The organism is Rhizobium brockwellii, from assembly GCF_000769405.2.
GTDB classification, from domain to species: Bacteria; Pseudomonadota; Alphaproteobacteria; order Rhizobiales; family Rhizobiaceae; genus Rhizobium; species Rhizobium brockwellii.
The window spans coordinates 330,898-350,017 of the sequence record NZ_CP053440.1 but is presented as its reverse complement, the minus strand read 5'-3'; the positions used below and the strand labels follow the sequence as shown (position 1 = coordinate 350,017).

Annotated in this window: 17 protein-coding genes; 4 read left to right on the top strand and 13 right to left on the bottom strand. The window is 61.5% G+C overall.

The genetic code is table 11. The features are described from left to right. Positions 1 to 132 precede the first annotated feature (132 nt). From RLCC275e_RS25175 to RLCC275e_RS25165, 3 genes are read left to right on the top strand one after another with little or no spacing between them, the layout of a single operon-like run. On the top strand, positions 133 to 1,344 hold the full coding sequence (locus tag RLCC275e_RS25175; RefSeq protein ID WP_033183004.1) for a diaminopropionate ammonia-lyase: 1,212 nt from the start codon (positions 133 to 135) through the stop codon (positions 1,342 to 1,344). Further along, positions 1,341 to 2,588, top strand: coding sequence for a Zn-dependent hydrolase (locus RLCC275e_RS25170; protein WP_033183005.1), 1,248 nt, complete (start codon positions 1,341 to 1,343; stop codon positions 2,586 to 2,588). Before RLCC275e_RS25175 ends, RLCC275e_RS25170 begins: the two co-directional genes overlap by 4 nt. Then, the gene (locus tag RLCC275e_RS25165; protein WP_130707962.1) at positions 2,585 to 3,745 is read left to right on the top strand and encodes a M20 aminoacylase family protein; all 1,161 of its coding nucleotides are present in this window, start codon (positions 2,585 to 2,587) and stop codon (positions 3,743 to 3,745) included. Before RLCC275e_RS25170 ends, RLCC275e_RS25165 begins: the two co-directional genes overlap by 4 nt. 21 nt (positions 3,746 to 3,766) lie before the next feature. Here RLCC275e_RS25165 and RLCC275e_RS25160 read toward each other — a convergent pair whose 3' ends face one another. The 3 genes from RLCC275e_RS25160 to alr all read right to left on the bottom strand — a co-directional run bounded on the left by RLCC275e_RS25160 (position 3,767) and on the right by alr (position 7,290). After that, positions 3,767 to 4,789: a helix-turn-helix transcriptional regulator gene (locus RLCC275e_RS25160; protein WP_033183006.1), complete on the bottom strand. Its 1,023-nt coding sequence runs from the start codon at positions 4,787 to 4,789 to the stop codon at positions 3,767 to 3,769. 87 nt (positions 4,790 to 4,876) lie between these two features. Beyond that, a complete protein-coding gene (locus RLCC275e_RS25155; protein ID WP_033183007.1) occupies positions 4,877 to 6,127 on the bottom strand; it encodes a D-amino acid dehydrogenase in 1,251 nt (416 codons plus the stop codon). A gap of 29 nt (positions 6,128 to 6,156) precedes the next feature. Further along, on the bottom strand, positions 6,157 to 7,290 hold the full coding sequence (gene alr, locus RLCC275e_RS25150) for an alanine racemase (protein WP_033183008.1): 1,134 nt from the start codon (positions 7,288 to 7,290) through the stop codon (positions 6,157 to 6,159). 126 nt (positions 7,291 to 7,416) lie between these two features. Between alr and RLCC275e_RS25145 the strand changes: the two genes are divergently transcribed. Then, a complete protein-coding gene (locus tag RLCC275e_RS25145) occupies positions 7,417 to 7,881 on the top strand; it encodes an Lrp/AsnC family transcriptional regulator (RefSeq protein ID WP_033183009.1) in 465 nt (154 codons plus the stop codon). Between the two features lie 83 nt (positions 7,882 to 7,964). On the opposite strand, the gene RLCC275e_RS25140 is transcribed toward RLCC275e_RS25145, so the two are convergent. From RLCC275e_RS25140 to RLCC275e_RS25095, 10 genes are all read right to left on the bottom strand, one after another. Further along, positions 7,965 to 8,666, bottom strand: a complete 702-nt coding sequence (locus RLCC275e_RS25140) for an HpcH/HpaI aldolase family protein (RefSeq protein WP_033183010.1) — start codon at positions 8,664 to 8,666, stop codon at positions 7,965 to 7,967. Between the two features lie 16 nt (positions 8,667 to 8,682). Next, on the bottom strand, positions 8,683 to 9,486 hold the full coding sequence (locus tag RLCC275e_RS25135; RefSeq protein ID WP_033183011.1) for an SDR family oxidoreductase: 804 nt from the start codon (positions 9,484 to 9,486) through the stop codon (positions 8,683 to 8,685). A 9-nt stretch (positions 9,487 to 9,495) separates the two neighbouring features. Further along, complete coding sequence (locus RLCC275e_RS25130) at positions 9,496 to 11,172, bottom strand: hydantoinase B/oxoprolinase family protein (RefSeq protein ID WP_033183012.1); 1,677 nt, start codon at positions 11,170 to 11,172, stop codon at positions 9,496 to 9,498. A gap of 11 nt (positions 11,173 to 11,183) precedes the next feature. Beyond that, positions 11,184 to 13,247 carry a hydantoinase/oxoprolinase family protein gene (locus RLCC275e_RS25125; RefSeq protein ID WP_033183013.1) on the bottom strand — a complete coding sequence of 688 codons (2,064 nt, stop codon included), beginning with the start codon at positions 13,245 to 13,247 and terminating at the stop codon, positions 11,184 to 11,186. A gap of 193 nt (positions 13,248 to 13,440) precedes the next feature. Continuing rightward, positions 13,441 to 14,379 (bottom strand): nitrogen assimilation transcriptional regulator NAC, encoded by a 939-nt coding sequence (gene nac, locus RLCC275e_RS25120; RefSeq protein ID WP_033183014.1) that lies wholly within the window; start codon positions 14,377 to 14,379, stop codon positions 13,441 to 13,443. 78 nt (positions 14,380 to 14,457) lie between these two features. Next, positions 14,458 to 15,666: an aspartate transaminase gene (locus RLCC275e_RS25115; protein WP_033183015.1), complete on the bottom strand. Its 1,209-nt coding sequence runs from the start codon at positions 15,664 to 15,666 to the stop codon at positions 14,458 to 14,460. A 42-nt stretch (positions 15,667 to 15,708) separates the two neighbouring features. After that, positions 15,709 to 16,452 carry a branched-chain amino acid ABC transporter ATP-binding protein gene (locus RLCC275e_RS25110; RefSeq protein WP_033183016.1) on the bottom strand — a complete coding sequence of 248 codons (744 nt, stop codon included), beginning with the start codon at positions 16,450 to 16,452 and terminating at the stop codon, positions 15,709 to 15,711. Continuing rightward, complete coding sequence (locus RLCC275e_RS25105) at positions 16,442 to 17,215, bottom strand: ABC transporter ATP-binding protein (RefSeq protein WP_033183017.1); 774 nt, start codon at positions 17,213 to 17,215, stop codon at positions 16,442 to 16,444. Before RLCC275e_RS25105 ends, RLCC275e_RS25110 begins: the two co-directional genes overlap by 11 nt. Continuing rightward, positions 17,212 to 18,198: a branched-chain amino acid ABC transporter permease gene (locus RLCC275e_RS25100; protein ID WP_033183018.1), complete on the bottom strand. Its 987-nt coding sequence runs from the start codon at positions 18,196 to 18,198 to the stop codon at positions 17,212 to 17,214. The genes RLCC275e_RS25105 and RLCC275e_RS25100 overlap by 4 nt, the downstream gene beginning before the upstream one ends. A 43-nt stretch (positions 18,199 to 18,241) precedes the next feature. After that, entirely contained in the window at positions 18,242 to 19,114 is an 873-nt protein-coding gene (locus RLCC275e_RS25095; protein WP_033183019.1) for a branched-chain amino acid ABC transporter permease, read from the bottom strand. Positions 19,115 to 19,120: the final 6 nt, after the last annotated feature.

The following is a 19,120-nucleotide window of genomic DNA, read 5'->3' as shown; positions in this document are numbered from 1 at the left end:
ATGCGGCTGGTGAACGGGGTTGCGCAAATCGATACTCCAATGAAACAAAATTGCAAATGAACGGTCAAATATCAGCGCCCTTTTCGTCTGTGCTGCAATAGAGTTCAGCGAAACCACACATAAAGGTGCGCGATGTTTCTTTTGAACACCACAGCGGACTATCGTCTGGCACTTGACCCGAGGGATGAGAAAGCGCTCGACGCCTCCGCCGCCGTGGAGGTGGAACGCCACCTCGCTTCCCGGAGGGACCATGGGGTAACGCCGCTCGTGGCTTTGCCCGGATTGGCGAACGAAATCGGCGTCGCCGCGATCCACGTCAAGGACGAAGGCCATCGCCTCGGGCTTGGAAGTTTCAAGGCGCTCGGGGGAGCCTATGCGGTGATCCGCCTTGTCCTCGAACAGGCCGAGCAGCGGCTCGGCCGCGTCGTCGACATGGCGGAGCTGCATTCGCCTGATGTCCGCGCCGTTGCGCAGGCGATGACGGTCGCCTGCGCGACCGACGGCAACCATGGCCGTTCGGTGGCCCAAGGCGCGCAGCTGGTCGGTGCGCGCGCCGCAATCTTCGTACACTCAGGCGTCAGCGACGAACGCGTCGCCACCATCGCCCGCCTCGGCGCCGAGATGATCCGTGTCCAGGGAACCTATGACGACTCCGTCCGGGAGGCGGCCCGCGTGGCCAAGGCGAACGGCTGGATCATCGTTTCGGATACGTCCTGGCCGGGCTATGAGCGGATCCCCGGTTTGGTTATGCAAGGTTATACCGCCCTTGTCAGGGAAGCTCTCAGGCAGATGCCGGAGCCGCCGACCCATGTGTTCATCCAGTCCGGCGTCGGGGGAATTGCCGCAGCGGTGGCCGGCCACCTAGCAATTGCACTCGGCGAAAGTCGTCCCCTCTTCACGGTCGTCGATCCCGCCCGCGCTGCATGCCTGTTCGAGACGGCGCGCGCCGGACGTCCGGTCACGATCGCCCATGGCGAACCGACCGTCATGGCCATGCTCGAATGTTACGAACCCTCTCTCGTCGCTTGGCGGGTTCTCTCCCGCACCGCCGACGCCTTCATGACGGTGGACGAGGCAGATGCGACCGACGTCATGAAGCGCCTTGCGCACCCGGTCTCCGGTGATCCCGCGGTCGTCGCCGGCGAAAGCGGCGGTGTCGGCCTCGCAGGGGCCATGAAGGCCGTCGCCGATCCGGCGGTCAAGGCGGCGCTCTCGATCGACCAACGCTCCCGCATCTTCGTCGTCAACACGGAAGGTGCGACCGATCCGGGCAAATATCAAGAGATCGTCGGACTGTCGCCCGCAGCAGTCGTTGGCAAGAACCATGAAGGAGCGCTGACATGACCGGACAATCGATCGATGCGGCGCGTCTGCTCGGACGGATCCGGACGCTCGGCGAGATCGGCCGGGATACCGACGGCCGGCTGATCCGGCTGGCGGCTTCCGATACGGAGAAGCTCGGCCGCGACCGGTTCGTCGGCTGGATCGAGGGCGCAGGACTTGAGGTCGCCGTCGATCGGATCGGCAATATCTTCGGCATCTGGAAGCCTGAAGGTACCGTTGACGCCGCGCCCCTAATGCTTGGCTCGCATATCGACACGGTCATCGGCGCCGGCATTTACGACGGCTGCTACGGCACCCTTTCCGGGCTTGAAGTGATCGAAACGCTGAAGGCAGAAGGCTTGACGCCATCTCGTCCGATCGTCGTTGCGGCTTTCACGAACGAGGAGGGCGTGCGCTACGCACCCGATATGATGGGATCCCTGGTCTATGCGGGCGGCCTGGATGTCGATACGGCGCTTGCCACCATCGGCACCGATGGAACGATGCTCGGCGATGAACTCGAGCGGATAGGCTATGCCGGCGAACATCAACCGGGGTTCCTCAGACCGCATGCCTATATCGAGCTGCATATCGAGCAGGGGCCGATCCTCGAACGCGAGGGCATTCCCGTCGGCGCCGTGGAACATCTGCAAGGCATTTCCTGGCAGAGAGTTGTTATCACGGGGGACGCCAATCATGCGGGAACTACGCCGATTTCGATGCGCCGAGACGCGGGCCATGCCGCCGCACGGGTCGTCACCTTCCTGCGCGACCGGGCGAAGGCCTCGAACACGCCGACGGTCGCGACAGTCGGCTGCATGCGTTTCGAACCTGATGTCATCAACGTGATCCCGTCGCGGGCAACCTTCACCGTCGACCTTCGCGATCCGGACGAGGATCGCCTCAGAGAAGAGGAGACCGCGCTCACCAACTTCCTGGAGATTCTATCAACCGAGGAGCAGGTCGGCATATCGGTGGAAAGGCTTGCCCGGTTCGAGCCTGTGAAGTTCGACCAAGGGATCGTCGGACTCATCGAAAAGGCTGCGCGGAACCGGGGTCTCGCCTGCCGGCGGATGACCTCCGGGGCCGGCCACGATGCGCAGATGATCGCCAGGATCGCCCCGTCGGCGATGATCTTCGTGCCGAGCATCGGCGGCATCAGCCATAATCCCAAGGAATATACCGCCGACGAAGATCTCGTCGCAGGCACGAATATCCTGCTTGACATCGTTCGCCGGCTTGCCACGGAAGGATTGCCGGCATGACCATCGACAGGCACGCGCTTCATGCGGAAATGACGGCGTGGAGACACGATCTTCACGCTCACCCCGAGTTCGGCTTCGAGGAGCAGCGGACGTCGGCCTTCGTCGCCGCCAAGCTGCGGGAATTCGGGCTCGACGAGGTCGTCGAGGGCGTCGGCGGCACAGGAGTCGTCGCAACGCTGAGGCGTGGCAGCGGCAATCGCGCCGTTGCTCTGCGCGCCGATATGGATGCGCTCAGGATCAACGAACAGACGGAGCTCTCGCACCGGTCCCAAAACCCGGGAATCATGCATGCCTGCGGTCACGACGGCCACACGACGATGCTGCTCGGTGCAGCAAAGATCCTGGCCGGTGAAGGCGGTTTCGACGGCACCGTGCACTTCATCTTCCAACCGGCCGAAGAATGGGGCAAAGGCGCGCTGGCGATGATCGCCGACGGGCTCTTCGAAAGATTCCCGTTCGACGAAATCTACGGCATCCACAACATGCCGGGGATCGGCGTCGGCAGCTTCCAAACGCGTCCTGACGAGATCATGTCGGCCGAGGACAATTTCGAGATTACGCTAACGGGCGTCGGCGGCCATGCCGCACGACCGCACTGGGGCAACGAGGTGCTCGTCGCGGCCTGCGCGCTCGTGACCAACCTGCAGACCATCGTCTCCAGGCGGCTGGATCCGGCCGATATCGGCGTCGTGTCCGTCACGGAACTGATCACCGACGGCACGAGGAATGCGCTTCCCGGCCTCGCCCGCATTCTGGGCGATGCCCGCAGCTTCCGTTCGGAGATCAGCGAGACGATCGAGAAGCAGATGCGTCTGATCGCTGAGGGCGCGGCCATGACCTACAACGTCAGGGCCGATGTCGTCTACACTAGGGAATTCGTGCCTCTCATGAACGACCCTGTCTTGACGGAGGAGGCCCTGACTGTGGCACGCGATCTCTACGGTGCTTCGAATGTCGTCATTGCACGCAAGCCGATGACCGGATCCGAAGACTTCGCGCAGTTCCTCTCGCGGGTGCCGGGCTGTTTCGTATTCCTGGGCAATGGCGAGCACTCGCCGCCGCTCCATAACCCGACCTATGACTTCAACGACGCCGGCCTCTCGCATGGAGCAAACTTCCACGCAGGGATTGTTCGTCGACGGCTCCAGACAGGCTGATTTGTGAGACCGGGTGAGCGCTCAGCGCTTCAAGGTCTGTGACGGCAGCAGGCCGAAACGCTTCCTGTATTCGGCTGCAAATCGCCCCAGATGCGTAAAGCCCCATCTCAGCGCCACGTCGGCAATGCCTTGCTTCGCGTCAGACGCGAGCAAATCGCGATGGGCGGCAGCCATGCGAAGCTCCTGCAGATAGGCCATCGGGGTCGTATCCCTGAACTGCCGGAAACCCTGTTGCAAAGTCCGAACGCTGACCTTGGCGGCCATCGCGATATCGTTGAGCGAAATCGGCTCGGCGACGTGTTCCTGCATGAAGTCGATGGCCCATTTCACATGGCGCGGGGCCGGCGCCGGAGCAGGCAGCGCAAGCTCGTTCGAATAACGATTGGGGCAGGTCTCCAGAAGCAGATAGATCGCCGCGTCGCAGAGCGAACCGGCAGCCAGCGGCGACCGCTGTAGCGGTCCGTTCCCGCTGAGGCCGCGATGGAGGCTCGAGACAATTTGCTGCAATACAAGCCCCGGACCGGTCGTCAGATCGATGTGCGGATGAAAATCGACGTCGCCGCTGATCGTTCTGTCGAACATATGCGTGAGGTGGCTGGTGATCTTCGCCTGATCGACGAACAGGCCGAAATGACGGCGAGGCCCAAACAGGCGAGCACCCGCGACACGGCCTGCCTCAAGGATCGTGCCACGAGCGGGAACGGAATATATTTGCTCCCGCATGCCTTCGAAGGATGCGTTCCCTGCCATCGGCAGAAAAACGATCATCCTGTCGCTGGGCGCCTCCCGCCTGATCAGGATTGTGCCTTCGTAGGTACAATCGGCTACCGTTACCTCTTCTCCCACGGAGACGAAATTGCAGTGGTATGCAATCGGCATATTGCCTTCCGCCGCAACCTTGATCGGGGAGGTTGGCGTCGACAATATTTCCGAGAGTTCATCCGCGTCCGTCCCGCTGTGCGCCGTTTCCCGAAATAACATGCTCTGCACCGCCAGCTGTCGGGCGTGGCTGCCATCGTTATGTATATGAGAATTAACCGACATTCGTGACCTCGAAAGACGATGTACACAAGTGATAATGGATTTGCGCAATCATGTTCATCCCTCTTCTTTGTGTTGCCCCGGGCGGTTTCAGCCGTAGCGGCTGATTGCGAGATCTCTCACGTCGATTTCCGGCTGGCCGCCGCCGACGAGATCGCCGATGAGCCGGGCCGAACCGGTACTCATGGTCCAGCCGAGCGTGCCGTGACCGGTATTGAGGAAGAGGCCGGCGACCTTTGTCGGGCCGATGACCGGCGTGCCATCAGGCGTCATTGGGCGCAGACCGGACCAGAAGGAGGCCTTGGAAATATCGCCGCCGGGGAAGAGATCGGTGACCGAATGTTCCAGCGTGCTGCGGCGGGCGAGGCCAAGATCATTGGTATAGCCTGATATTTCAGCCATGCCGCCGACGCGAATGCGATCACCGAGCCGGGTGATCGCGATCTTGTAGGTCTCGTCCATGACGGTCGATTCCGGCGCGCGTGACGCATCGGTGATCGGGATGGTGAGCGAATAGCCCTTGACGGGATAGACGGGCAGCCTGATGCCGAGCGGCTTCAGCAACAGCGGCGAATAGCTGCCGAGCGCAACCACCACAGCCTCCGCGCTCATCCGCTCACGATCGGTGATGACCCCGCGCACCCGGCCGGCCTCGACATCCAGTGCCTTGATCGTCGTTCCGTAATCGAAGCGGACACCGAGCGCCTCTGCCTTGGCGGCCAGCGCATTGGTGAACTTGAAGCAGTCACCGGTTTCGTCCTTCGGCGTCAGCAGACCGCCAACAATCTTGTCGCGTACATGTTTCAGGGCCGGCTCGAAGCGGATGCAGCCGTCCCGGTCCAGCACCTCGTAGGGAATGCCGTCGGCAGCCAGCGCTTTGACATCCTTTGCCGAGGCCTCCAACTGCTGCTGCGTGCGGAACAGTTGCAGGGTTCCCTGCATGCGTTCGTCATAGGCGATGCCGGTCTCGGCGCGAAGATCGGCCAGCGCGATGCGGCTGTAATCGGCAAGGCGCAGCATGCGGCTCTTGTTGATCGCGTAGCGCTCGGAGGTGCAGTTCGACAGCATCCTGGCCATCCAGGAGAGCATGGCCATATCGAGTTTCGGTCGCAGGACGAGCGGCGCATGTTTCATGAACAGCCACTTCATGGCCTTCATGGGAATACCGGGTGCCGCCCATGGCGAACAATAGCCGAAGGAGACTTCGCCGGCATTGGCAAAGCTCGTCTCCAGCGCCGGGCCCGACTGCCGGTCAACGACAGTGACGTCATGGCCGGCCTTGGCCAGTTGATAAGCGGATGTGACGCCGACAATGCCGGCTCCTAGAACGATGACTTTCATAATGTTCCCAATGATGGAGCCGCCGGCTCTCAGCGATATTGCCTGTCGTAACGATCGCCCAAGCCGGTTAGGATTTCGTAAGAAATGGTGCCGGCGTCGCGGGCGATGTCCTCGAGCGTCTGATGGCGGCCGAGCACTTCGACGAGGCTGCCGAAGGTCAGCGCGCATTCGGGCAGTGCCGTGATGTCGATGGTCGCGCTGTCCATCGACACACGGCCGACGATCGGCAGGCGGATGCCCTTGAAATAGACGGCGCCGCGATCTCCCAGGCACCGCGGCAGCCCATCTGCATAGCCGGCGGCAATGGTGGCGAGACGGGTTTCGCGTTGCGTGACATGCGCGCCGCCATAGCCGACTTTCGCCCCCGCGGGCACGGTGCGCGTCTGCACGACGGCGACATTTAGGCTGACGACCGGCTCCATCGGGTTCTTCTCGCCGGCGTTCGGAGCGCCGCCATAAAGTGCGATGCCGGGACGGGCGAGTACGCCGTGATAGGCGTCGCCCAGGAAAATACCGCCGGAATTGGCAAAGGAAATATCGAAGCCGGGAAACTCGTCGGGGATGCGGGACATCTCGGCAAACTGTTCGCCGTTCTGCTCACTGTCCATGTCATCGGCCGAAGCCAGATGGCTCATGATGAACAGGATTTCGACATTGGTGCCATCGCGAAGAGCCGCCGCCAGCTCTGCTCGCTCTTCACTGGGAAAACCGAGCCGCGACATGCCGGTGTCGAACTGCAGGACAGCTGGCAGGCAGCGCTTCAGAATGCGCGCAGCCGCCGACCATTGCTGCCACTGCGCCAATGAATTGAGAACCGGAACGATGCCCATCTCGGCGCAGGCGATCTCGTTACCCGGCTGCAAGCCGTTCAGCACGAAAATCTGGGCATCGGGCGCAAGGGTCGGCCGGAGCCTCAAGGCCTCGACAAATTGGGCGACGAAGAAAAGCCTGCAACCTTCACTGTAAAGCGTTCTGGCGACCCGCTCGGCGCCGAGACCATAGGCGTCGGCCTTGACGACGGCGCCGGCGCGGACCGGTGCCAGTAGCGATACGAGTTTGCGGTAGTTACGGCCGAGGGCGGCAAGGTCGATCGTCAGATAGCCCGTGGCTCCCTGCATGGTCGTCGCAATGCGTGCGCGGGAAACCAAAATATCGCTATCCATGTCCACCCCTTTTCGATCTCAGGGAGTTTATGAAAGAATGAGCGAAATTGCCGGTTATTTAGCAGTTCATTATTGCATGATTTGACTATTATTCGCATAATCAATCAAAATTTGGAATGATCCGCCATGGCTGCCCTCGACGCGATTGATCGCAACATTCTGAGACTGCTGCGTCTCGATGCCCGCATGAGCAATGCCAAGCTCGCCGCCGAGATCGGTCTCTCACCATCAGCCTGCCTCAGGCGCATCAAGATCATGGAAAAGTCAGGCGTTATCCGCGGCTATACGGTGCTGGTCGACACCGGCAATGCGGATGAAATGATCGCCGTGATCATCAACATCACCCTCGAACGACAAACGGAGGACTATCTCGACCGCCTCGAGGCGGCGGTCCGCCGGCATCCCGAGATCCGGGAGTGTTTTCTGATGACCGGCGGTTCGGACTATCTGCTGCGCGTCGAGGTCGCCAATGCCGGCGAGTTCGAGCGGATCCACAAGGAGATCCTGTCGGCCTTGCCCGGTGTCCTCAGGATTCATTCCAGCTTCTCGATCCGCAATGTTCTGGCGACGCGCACGCGAGGCAGGCGCTGAACCGCAATCATCGAACCTATATCAATTCGAGTGCCGTAGCCTTGGCGACCGCGCGGTTTTATCCCCACTCAAAATCCGGGCGACTACCGCGCCAGCGTCTGCCTGATGCCCGCAATCCCGCGGCGCAGGAAGGGATCGCTGTGGATATAGAAGAACTGAACACCGTTCTGAAGCCAATGAGGCAGTTCATCGGCGGTGGCCAGCGTGCCTGCAACCTTGCCTGCTGCGCGGATCTTGTCGACTGCGACCGCGACCTTCGCCATGACCGCTTCAGGACGCGGCTCGCCGAAGGGCGGGGCCGGCGGATAGCCCATATTCTGCGAGAGATCGCCAGGTCCGATGAAGAAGACGTCGATGCCATCGACCTTCAACATATCGTCGAGATTGTCTATGGCATCCACCGTCTCGATCATCGCCACCACCAGGCGCTTGTCGAAGTCGGACGGAAGAGCGTAGCGGACGGCATCGACGACGGCGCGCGCCTGTTCGGCCGTGTCCACCATCGGGACCATGATGCCGTCGGCTCCCGCATTCAGATATCTGATGATGATCGGGCGTTCGTGCGAATGTGGCCGGACGATCGCCGCTCCGCCGACAGAACGGACAATCTGTGCAGTCATGCGCACATCGTCGAAGCTCCAGGTTCCGTGTTCGCAGTCGACGAAGACGGAATCGGCGCCGAGCTCCACCAGTCGGGCTGCCAGCCCCGACGAGGAGTGGTGCGGCGTATACATGGTGATCGCCTCGCCGGCCAACAGTCGGGCGCGCAATTTGGCTCCGTTCATCAATATCCTCCCAATTCTATTTTTTCGGCATATCCGGCGTATCGGCCGGCGCACCGACCCAACGCGCAATTTCGATGTCGGCCGACGTGTCCCGCATGAATGTCGGGCAGATGTGAAGCTCGGGGATCACGGCGCTCTTGTTGAGGCTGGCGCAGAGGACGATCGCACGGGCGACGTCATGAGGATCCATCATGACGGCACGTTCCTCCTGCAGAGGAGGCCGCGCGCGATTGTCCATGATCGGCGTATTGGTCTCGCCGGGCAGGATCGTCGTCGCCCGGATCCCCTGATTACGATAGGTGTTGTGCAGGAAGCTCATGAAGTTCTTCACGCCGGCCTTGGCCGCACCATAGGCCGCTCCACCGAGCAGGTTGGGGTTGATCACCGCGAGCGACGAGACCGTGATGATCGTTCCCTCGCCGCGCGCGATCATGTCCGGAAGGACCGCCTGGGTCAGGTTGAAGACCGCCGTCAGATTGACGTTGATGGTGGAGATCCACTCCACCTCGCTCAGAAAACGCGGGTTCAGCACCTTGCTTGCGCTGCCGGCATTGTTCACCAGGATATCGACGGGTCCGACGCTATCCTTGATCCACGTCACGGCCGCAAAGATCTCTTCACGCGTCTCGATATCGAGCGCACGCACGACGGCCTTGCCATTAGCCTCTTCGATCAAGGCCGCCACCTCGCGCAGCGGTTCGATCCGCCGCCCGGTCAGCACGACGGTGGCGCCGTCCTTTGCCAGCAGCAGGGCGGTTTCGCGACCGATGCCGGAGCCGGCTCCCGTCACCAGAGCAATTTTTCCTTCGAGAAGTCCCATGGTTTTCCCTTATTCGGCCGCAGCAGCGATCGGGCCAGAATAGCCGTAAATTTCCTTCGCAGCCTTCGCGGTGATCAGGTTTTCGGAAAGATCCTGCTCGATCAGTGCAGACGAACGATCGCTCGCAGGTCCCCAACCGCCGCCGCCTGGCGTCTCCACCTCGAGCCGCTGGCCTGTCTTCAGGACCACCTTGCCCTTCGGGAAATGGGGCTTGCCGTCCTTCATGACCTTTCCTGCCGATCCGCTCTGGCCTTCGACGACACCGAAGCAGGGATGGCGAACACGCTCGGAGGCGAGGTAGATGTTCATCGGGTTCTTGCCGAGGTTGCGCAGCACGACACGCTGGCCGAGACCGCCGCGATGCTTGCCTGCTCCGCCGGAGTCGGCGATCAGTTCCTTCCGCTCCGTCAGCACGGGAACGGCAACCTCGAACATCTCGATGGCCGTTACCTTGCAGTTCGAGGGGAAACTCAGCGTGTCCAGACCGTCGAGCTCCGCGCGCGCGCCCTGCCCGCCATGGAAATTCTGGACCGAGCCATACTGCGTGCCGTCGTTGCGCTGACCGACGCAATTGGCGGCCCAGATCGGCGCGCCGCCGCTGTCGCCCATGACCTTCTCGGGCACCACCCCTTCGAGCGCCTTGAAGATCAGCGAGGGAATGACGTGCCCGATCAGGTTCCGCGAATTGCCCGCCGTCCAGTGTTGCGGGTTGAGGATGCAGCCGAGCGGCGCCTCGTCGGTGATCGGGACGATGCAGCCCTCATTATTCGGCGTCTCGGGGTCGAGCAGGCACTTCAGAGCATAGACGGAATGGGCGTAGCGATAGTTCGTCCGGCAGTTGATCGAGTGCAGAACCTGGTCGGAGGTACCGGTGTAGTCGACGTGGATCGAGTCGTCCTTGATGATGACCGAAGCCTTCAGCGTCACATCGACATCGTAACCGTCGAGCAGAACCTCGGCCGCGTAACTGCCGTTCGGCCATTCGCGGATCGCCTTGCGGGTCTGCGCTTCGGAGCGGGAATGGATGGCGGTCGCCAGGCCCTCGACGTCGTCGAGACCGTATTCGTCCAGGAATTTGACGAGTTCGCGGCCCATGACATTGTTGGCAGCGATCATCGATTCGAGGTCGCCGCGCACTTCGGTCGGAAGACGGACCGACGCTTCGATGATGTCGAAGACGTCCTGGTTCGGAACGCCGGCCTTCAGCAGCTTGATGATCGGGAAGCGGATCCCTTCTTCGTAGATATCGCTCGCTTCGGAATGCAGAGGGGCGCCGCCGATATCGGGAAGATGGGCGATGGAGCCGGCATAGGCGACGACCTTGCCGTTCTTGAAGATCGGCGTGATCATCGTGACATCGGGAAGATGGCCGGTGCCGATCTCCGGATCGTTGGTCGCCAGCACATCGCCCTCTTCGAGCTTGTCTGCGGGGAACTTCGGCAGGAAATAGTTCTGGGCCGCGGCCGGGAGCGAGGTAATGAAGACCGGGATCGACCAGGTGCATTGCGCCAGCGCCCGTCCCTTGCTGTCCAAGAGGACGGTCACGTAATCGTGGTTCTCGCGGACGATCGGCGAGAATGCCGTCTTGCCGAGGACGTTGTCAGCCTGGTCTGCGATGAAGATCAGGCGGTTCCACATCACCTGAAGGTTGATCGGGTCGTTGAAATCGGTGGCGGGTTTCGACATCTGAGTACCCCTTAGTGAAGGTTGATCACGAGGTTGCCATGGGCATCCACGTGGAAGACGCCGCTTGGCCCGACGACCGCAGTCGATTCACGCTGCTCGACGATTGCTGGACCCCTGACCTCTTCACCGACGGGAAGCTTGTAGTGGTCGTAGACCACAGTCTCGGCAAAGCCGCCGATCTCCTGGAAATAAACCTTTCGGCTGCCCTTCTTCGCGTCGGCAACGACGGTCTCGTGCGGCCGCGTGACCTGATCCTTTTCACCGCCGGCGCGCAGGCGCCAGGTGATGACCTCCAGCGGCGCGGCAACGGTACGACCGAACAGTTCGCGGTACAGCTTGAAGAAGTTGCCGCGGAGCTCACTGAGGAATTCCTCCTTCGGCAGGCTCCGGTCAGGCAGAACCACGGTGATCTCATGGCCCTGGCCGACATGGCGCATGTCGACGGTGTAGCGGTTGCTGATCGTATCCTTCGGCACGCCCGCCGCCGACACGACTTCGGCGCCCTGGGCCGAAAGCTCGTCCAGCAGACGGTTCATGGCGTCCATATTCCAGGCGTCGAGTGCCATCGGATGGCTTGCGGACAGATCGACCGCCACGGGAGCGATCAACAGGCCGATCGCCGAGCTCACGCCTGCACCGGTCGGGCAGATGATGCGGGAAATGCCGAGCTTGCGGGCGATGCCATAGGCGTGGACCGGACCGGCGCCGCCGAACGCGACCATCGGCAGCGAACGGGGATCGACGCCGAGATCGGTCGCATGCATGGCGGCCGCCTTGCTCATGGATTCGTTGACGAGGTCATGGATGCCCCATGCGCAACGCTCGACCGAAACCTCGAGTGAGGCGGCAAGTTTGGCCATCGCCTCGTGGGCGGCTTCCTTAGAAACTTTGAAAGAGCCGCCGACGAAGGATTCGGTGCCCATATATCCGAGCAGGATGTCAGCATCCGTGACGGTCGGCTGAGTGCCGCCGCGCTGGTAGGCCGCCGGTCCGGGCATCGCGCCTGCGGAGTGCGGGCCGACGTCGAGCAGACCGAGAGAGTTTTTGGCCGCGATCGAACCGCCGCCCGCGCCGATCTCGATCATCTGGATCGACTGGATCTTCAGCGGGAAACCGGATCCCTTGCGGAAGCGCTGATAATGGGCGACTTCAAGATCGGTGCCGACGTTCGGCTCACCGTCGGGGATCAGGCAAAGCTTCGCGGTCGTGCCGCCCATGTCGAAAGACAAGACGCTCGCCTCACCAGCCGTGCGGCCGAACTCGGCAGCGGCGACAGCGCCGGCCGCCGGACCCGACTCGATCAGGCGTACCGGCAGTTCTGCGGCACGCCGGCTCGGCACCAGCCCGCCTGAGGACGTCATCCAGAGGACCTGGCGATCGATGCCCTTCGCAGCGAACTCACGCTGGAGATGTGCGACGTGCCCAGCCATCTGCGGCCTGGTATAGGCATTGACAACAGTCGTCGACGCGCGGTCGAACTCACGCATCTCAGGGCAGACTTCGGAGGAGAGCGAGACGAAGATATCTGGGTCTTCCTCGCGCAGCAGCGCAGCGACGCGCTGTTCGTGCTGGGGATATTTGTAGGCATGGAGAAGGCAGACGGCGACGGAACGGATGCCCTTCTCCTTCAGGCGGCCGGCGATTTCGCGAACCGTCTCTTCCTCGAGTTCGGTCATGACAGAACCGTCGGCCGCGATCCGCTCCTTGGCGCCGAAGCTGTTTGCACGGGTGACCAGCGGGTCGGGATATTTGATGTTCAGGTCGTAGAGGTCGTAGCGTCCTTCGTTGCGGATACGCAGCATGTCCTGAAAGCCGTCGGTGGTGACGAACCCGGTTTCGACGCCCTTGCGCTCGAGAACCGCATTGGTGACGACGGTGGTGGCGCCCAGCACCTGCAGGTTCTCGATGGCGATGGTGCCGGCGAATTTTTCCAGCAACTCGGACACACCCTGCACGACTGCTTCGGCAGGGTTCTTCGGCGTGCTCAGGACCTTGTGAAGGTGAAGGTCGCCCTTGTCGTCCAGGAGCGCGAAGTCGGTAAAGGTACCGCCCGTGTCGAAAGCCAGTTTTGCCATGTTGTCCTCGAAGCGACTGTTCGGCGCGGCAGGCGCCGCTATGCGGATCCGATGCCCGGACCCGATGTCTGCTTGGAGGTTAGGGGAATGCCCGGCGCGTTGGCTAACACAACTACAGTCTGCCGCTATAGGGTTTGCTTATGGCGGAGCGCGAATGCGCCGTCAGACTGCCGTTGCGAGGATCGGCCGCCGGCTAGGCCGGCCTGATTCCGGGATGATGACTGCTCATGAGCTTGCCCACGACATCGAGGAGAACCGACCGCGCAGCGATGGCCGGTTCCGACAGGGGCAGATGATCGGCGACGCAGAGCGACACGGTCGCGTCGATCACCGGCTTCGTCAGCGCCCTTACCTGCGCGCCCGAAAAAATCGCCGTCTCCGTGACCACGGAAGCCGGGAGAATGGTCGATCCAAGCCCGTCGAGAACCGCCGCGCTGAGAGCCGGAACGGATTCGATTTCCGAGACGACATCAGGGGTGGCTCTGGCTCTCGCCAGGGCATCGTCGATCAACCGCCTGAGCAGATGTGCTTTGCTGGGAAGAAGCAGCGGGATGTCCTGGAGGGCAGAAAGGGGAAGCGGCGCGCTGCTATCCCCGGGGAGTTCGATGCCCGGCGGCGAGACCAGGAACATTTCCTCGCGAAACAATGGCTGCAGCGTGACGCCCTTGATCGGGGCAGCGGCATAGATCAGCGCCATATCCATCTTGCCCGTCATGATCAGTTCGCTGAGGATCTGGCCGAAACTGTCATTGATGTGGACAACGATATGGGGATGCCTCGCCTTCATCTCCTTGAGGATCGGCAGCGACAAGGCGCTTGACGAGGAATAGGTCGCAAGCCCGATCGAGACGCGGCCCGCCACCGATTTGGCGGACTGATCGATGTCGACCTGCGCCTGCTCGATCTGCTTCAACATCAATTGGGCGTGCCGATAAAGGATCAGCCCCGCCTCGGTCGGCGTAATGCCGACATTGCTACGGATGAGAAGCTTGTGTTTGAAGTGCGCCTCGAGAGCGGCAATCTGCTGCGACAGCGCCGGCTGGGCCGTCCGCAGAAGGCTCGCAGCTCGCGATACGCTGCCCGTATCGACGATCTTGACGAAGCTCTTCAGTTTTCGGAAATCGACGCTCATGGCCACCGGCTTCTTGTTTCACGAAAAAACGTAAAGCCTGCGGCCGGTGGGGCGCAAGTCCCGCCGACCTCTTTGCAGTCAATACAGGTCGGCAACGGCCCGTTCGATGCGATCGCATGCTTGCGTGATCACCTCCATCGACGTCGCAATCGAGAGGCGAAAATGCGGCGATATCCCGTAGGCGGCACCCTGCAGCGCCGCGACCCCGACGCCATCGAGCAGATAGAGCACGAAATCGAGGTCTGTCTCGATTGTCTTGCCTTCGGGGGTCTTCTTGCCGATGACACCGGCGCAGTTCGGAAACAGATAGAAAGCGCCGTCAGGTACGAGACAGGAGAGGCCGGGCACGGCATTGAGCCGTGAGCACGCATAATCGCGGCGCTCCTTGTAGACCTTCACGCTTTCCGAAACGAATGACTGGTCAGAAGACAGCGCATAGGCAGCGGCTGCCTGACTGACCGACGATGGGCAGGACGACATCTGCGACTGCAGCTTGTTGATGGCCGCAATCAGGGCGGCCGGGCCCGCCGCGTAGCCGATACGCCATCCAGTCATGGCGTAGGATTTGGAGACGCCGTTGGTGAGCAGAACACGCTCCTTCAGTTCCGGGACGGCGGCAACCAGCGTCGTCATCGGCTCGTCCTTGAACCAGACCTGGTCGTAGATATCGTCGGAGAGCACGAAGACGTGGGGATGGCGCAGCAGCACCTTGCCGAGGGCTTCGAGTTCGCTCCTGTCGTATGCCGCGCCCGTCGGATTGGACGGCGCGTTGAGGATCAGCCACAAGGTCCTCGGCGTGATCGCCTTTTCCAAAGCCTCCGGCGTGAGCTTGAAGCCTGCTTCCTGCGGGCATTCGATGATGACCGGCTTGCCTTCGTTGGCAATGACCATATCGGGATAGGAAACCCAGTATGGTGCGGGAATGATCACCTCTGCATCGTTTTCCACGCTCGCCATCAGTGCGAGAAACAGAATCTGCTTGGCGCCACCGCCAACGCAGATTTCGTTGTCCGCGTAGCTGAGGCCGAGCCGGCGCTTGATATCACCGATGATTGCCTTGCGCAGCGCCGGCGTGCCGTTGACGGCGGTATATTTCGTTTCGCCCCTGTCGATGGCCGCATGCGCCGCGGCCTTGATATTGTCAGGCGTATCGAAGTCCGGCTCGCCGACGGTCAGATCGACGATGTCGCGACCCGCCGCCTTCAGTTCGCGAGCACGGGCTGCCGCAGCCGTGCTTGGCGAAACCTTGATTCTGGACACACGCGATGCAGGCACGAAAGTGCTCATTGAGATTTCCTCGATTGTGATTCCTTGAGAGGCGAGATCGCCTCAGTGGACGGCTTCGGTTTCGCCGCGCATCTTCCCGGTCAGGAAAAGTTCGCCGAGTTCGTCATGGGTGATGTCCTTCGGCAGGCCGTCCCAGATCACTTTGCCAAGTCTCAGAATGACCGCGCGCTCCGCCACTTCCATGGCTTTCTTGGTGTTCTGTTCAACCAGCAGGATCGTCATGCCATCTGCGTGAAGTCGAAGAAGCTCGTCAAAGACGATACCGATCGCAGCCGGCGACAGCCCCACGGACGGCTCGTCGACCAGCAGCACTTTCGGCCGCTGCAGCACCGCCATCGCCACCTCGAGCAACTGCTGCTCGCCGCCGGACATATTGCCTGCGAGCGTCGCACGGCGTTTCTTCAGGATCGGAAAGAGGTCGTAGACGTAATCGCGGTCGGCCTTCACCTTGGCGTCGCGGAGGGTATAGGCCGCCATCTGAAGATTTTCGTCGACGCTCATGACGGGAAAGTTGCAGCGCCCCTGAGGCACGAAGGAAATCCCCTCGCCCAGAATGGCTCGCGACTTGCAGCCCGCAATGTTCTTGCCGCGCCAGTCGATGTTGCCCTGCTTGATGGTCGTCATGCCGTAGAGCGTCTTGAGAAGCGTGGATTTACCCGCCCCGTTCGGCCCCATGAGCGCCACGAACTGTCCCGCGGGCACGTCGAGATCGACGCCGTTGAGGATGTCCAGATTGCCGTAACCTGCACGCAGGTCGCGGATTGAAAGGTTCGAATTACCCGCCAAGATAGGCCTCCCTGACGCGCTGATCCTGAATGATGTCGCCCGGTAAGCCTTCGACGAGCTTGGCTCCCTGGTCGAGCACGATGACGCGCTGGCAGATGCTGGTGACAACATCGATATTATGCTCGATCACCAGAAAGCTCACGCCAAGCGACTTGTTGGCATAGAGGATGGTGTCGACGACGCGTTCGATGATCTTCGGGTTGATGCCGGCCATCGGTTCATCCAGCAGGATGAGTTTTGGTTCGGGCATGAGCATGGATGCGAACTGGATGAGCTTCTGCTGCCCGCCCGACAGATTGCCCGCCGGCTGGTGGCGCACATCCCAGAGACCCGCCATCTTGATCAGGTCGCGGGCTCTTTCCCTGAGACCATCGATGCGCTGGCGGGACATCTTTCCGAGGCCGAAGGTCGATGCAATGGACGGGAAGGTGAACATCTGACCGGCGATGACCAGGTTCTCCTCGACATCGAGCGACTTGAAAGTCACGGTCTTCTGGAAAGACCGCAGCATGCGGCCTTCCCTAGCGATGCGGTTCAAGGACCAACCGGTGATGTCCTGTCCGTCAAGGACGACCGTGCCGGTGTCTGGCTTCGCAAGGCCGGTGCTGCAATCGAAGAAGGTCGACTTGCCGGAGCCGTTCGGTCCGATCAGGCCCGCGATCTCACCTCGGTCGATGTGAATGCTGACATCGTTGACAGCCTTCACCGCGCCATAGGACTTGCTGAGGTTCTTGATCTCGAGAAGCGGAAGATGACTGGTCATTTCACACCTCCGATCGCATTCCAGAAGCGATTGATCAGCGGCGCGCAGCCCTTCTTGAACCAGAAGACGAGGACGAGAAGGCAGACGCCATAGGCGATCATCCGCAGTTCGGGTGTTATGCGCAGCGCCTCCGTCAGCCCGACAAAGAGCAGGCTTCCGAAGACGGTGCCGGAAATCATCCCCGCCCCGCCTCCGAGCACGATGATCAGCATCGTGGTCGAATAGTACATCTGGAAGGTCAGCGGGCTAACGACCGTCAGGTAATAGGCGTAGAGGCAGCCGCCGACTCCGGCAAACACCGCGCTGATCATGAAGACGATCAGCTTGTAGTGCCAGGTGGGAACGCCGAGAGATTCGGCAAGCGTTTCGTTCTCGCGGATCGCCACCATGTTGCGCCCGGCGGGCGAGCGGACGATTGCCCAGACGGCGAAGGTGGCGAGGGTCCCGATGATCAGGGCAAGATAGTAGAAGTTTGTCGTACCGGACACCGTGAACGAAAGCGGGCCTAGCTCGAAGTATGGTTTTGGAATGCTCGATAGACCCATGTCGCCGCGGGTGAGCGAGATCCAGTTCTTGGCGATGGCCTGGCCAATGATCACGAAACCGAGCGTACACATGACAAAGGACGTCGAGCGCAGACGCAAGGCGGGAATGCCGAGCGGAAGAGCAAGGGCTCCTGAGACGGCGCCTGCAGCGAGGAGATTGACGTAGAAGGGCGTTCCGTAGGTGACGGCGAGAAGACCCGCCGTATAGGCACCGATGCCGAAGAACGCGGCCTGGGCCAATGACAGAAGACCGGTATACCCAACAAGCAGATTGAGCCCGTGTGCCGGAAGCATGAAAATCAGGGCGATGATCAGGGAATGGGTGATGTAACGGCTGCCGATGAACGGCGCGGCGAGTGCCAGGACGATCAGGACCGCGGCGAGCGGTATGCGAAGGTCGCGCCTGCGTGCCTGTTGAGCGGTTTCCGTCAGAGACATGTCGAGTCCTCGGTCGTTCGAGAAAGGTCGGCGGGCGCAGCTGCTAGAAGCGCGCCTGCGTCGAAAAGAGGCCATGCGGTCGCCACATCAGCATCAGGATCAGCGTGGCGAAGCCGACGGTGTCGCGGAATTGCAGACCGACATAGGTGGCGACCAGGCTCTCGGCCACGCCAAGGATCATCGCCGCGACGAAAGTGCCGCGCACATTGCCCAAACCGCCCATGATAATGATCGGCAGCGTCTTGAACGTGATCAGTTCGCCCATGCCGCCATAAACGCTGACATTGACCGGCGCCGTCAGAACACCTGAAAGTGCTGCGAGGGCCGCCCCCAGCATGAAGGTTCGAAGCACCACCTGCGGTACATCGATGCCGACGACGCTGCAGCACTCGACGTTCTGGGAAACGGCGCGCATCGCCATTCCGAGGCGGGTGTAGCTGACCATCAGCTCAAGGCCGATGAACACCAACAGGCAGACGACGAGAATGAGGATGCGCTGCTGGGCCAGACTGAAGCCCAGGATGGAAACCGGTTCGATATAGCCTCCGGCGAAGAACTTGTAGCCTCCGCCGAAGACGAGAATGATGGTGTTCTGCAGGATCAGCGCGATGCCAAGGGTGGCGAGCACGCCCGACTCCGCGGGCGCGCCGACCATCCGGCGCATGACGAGTTGCCCGACCACATAGGCAACGGCGATTGTCGCAAGAACGCCCACAATAATCGACGCTTCATAGGACAGGCCGAGATAGTCTATCGAAAACCAGGCCCCGAACGTGCCGAGCATGTAATACTCGCCGTGAGCAAAATTGATGGCTCTCAGCACGCCGAAAATCATGGTCATGCCGACGGCGACGATTGCGTAAACGGAACCAGTGACGATTCCATTCACAGTTTGCTCGAGTATGGTCGAGAGCATGGGCGT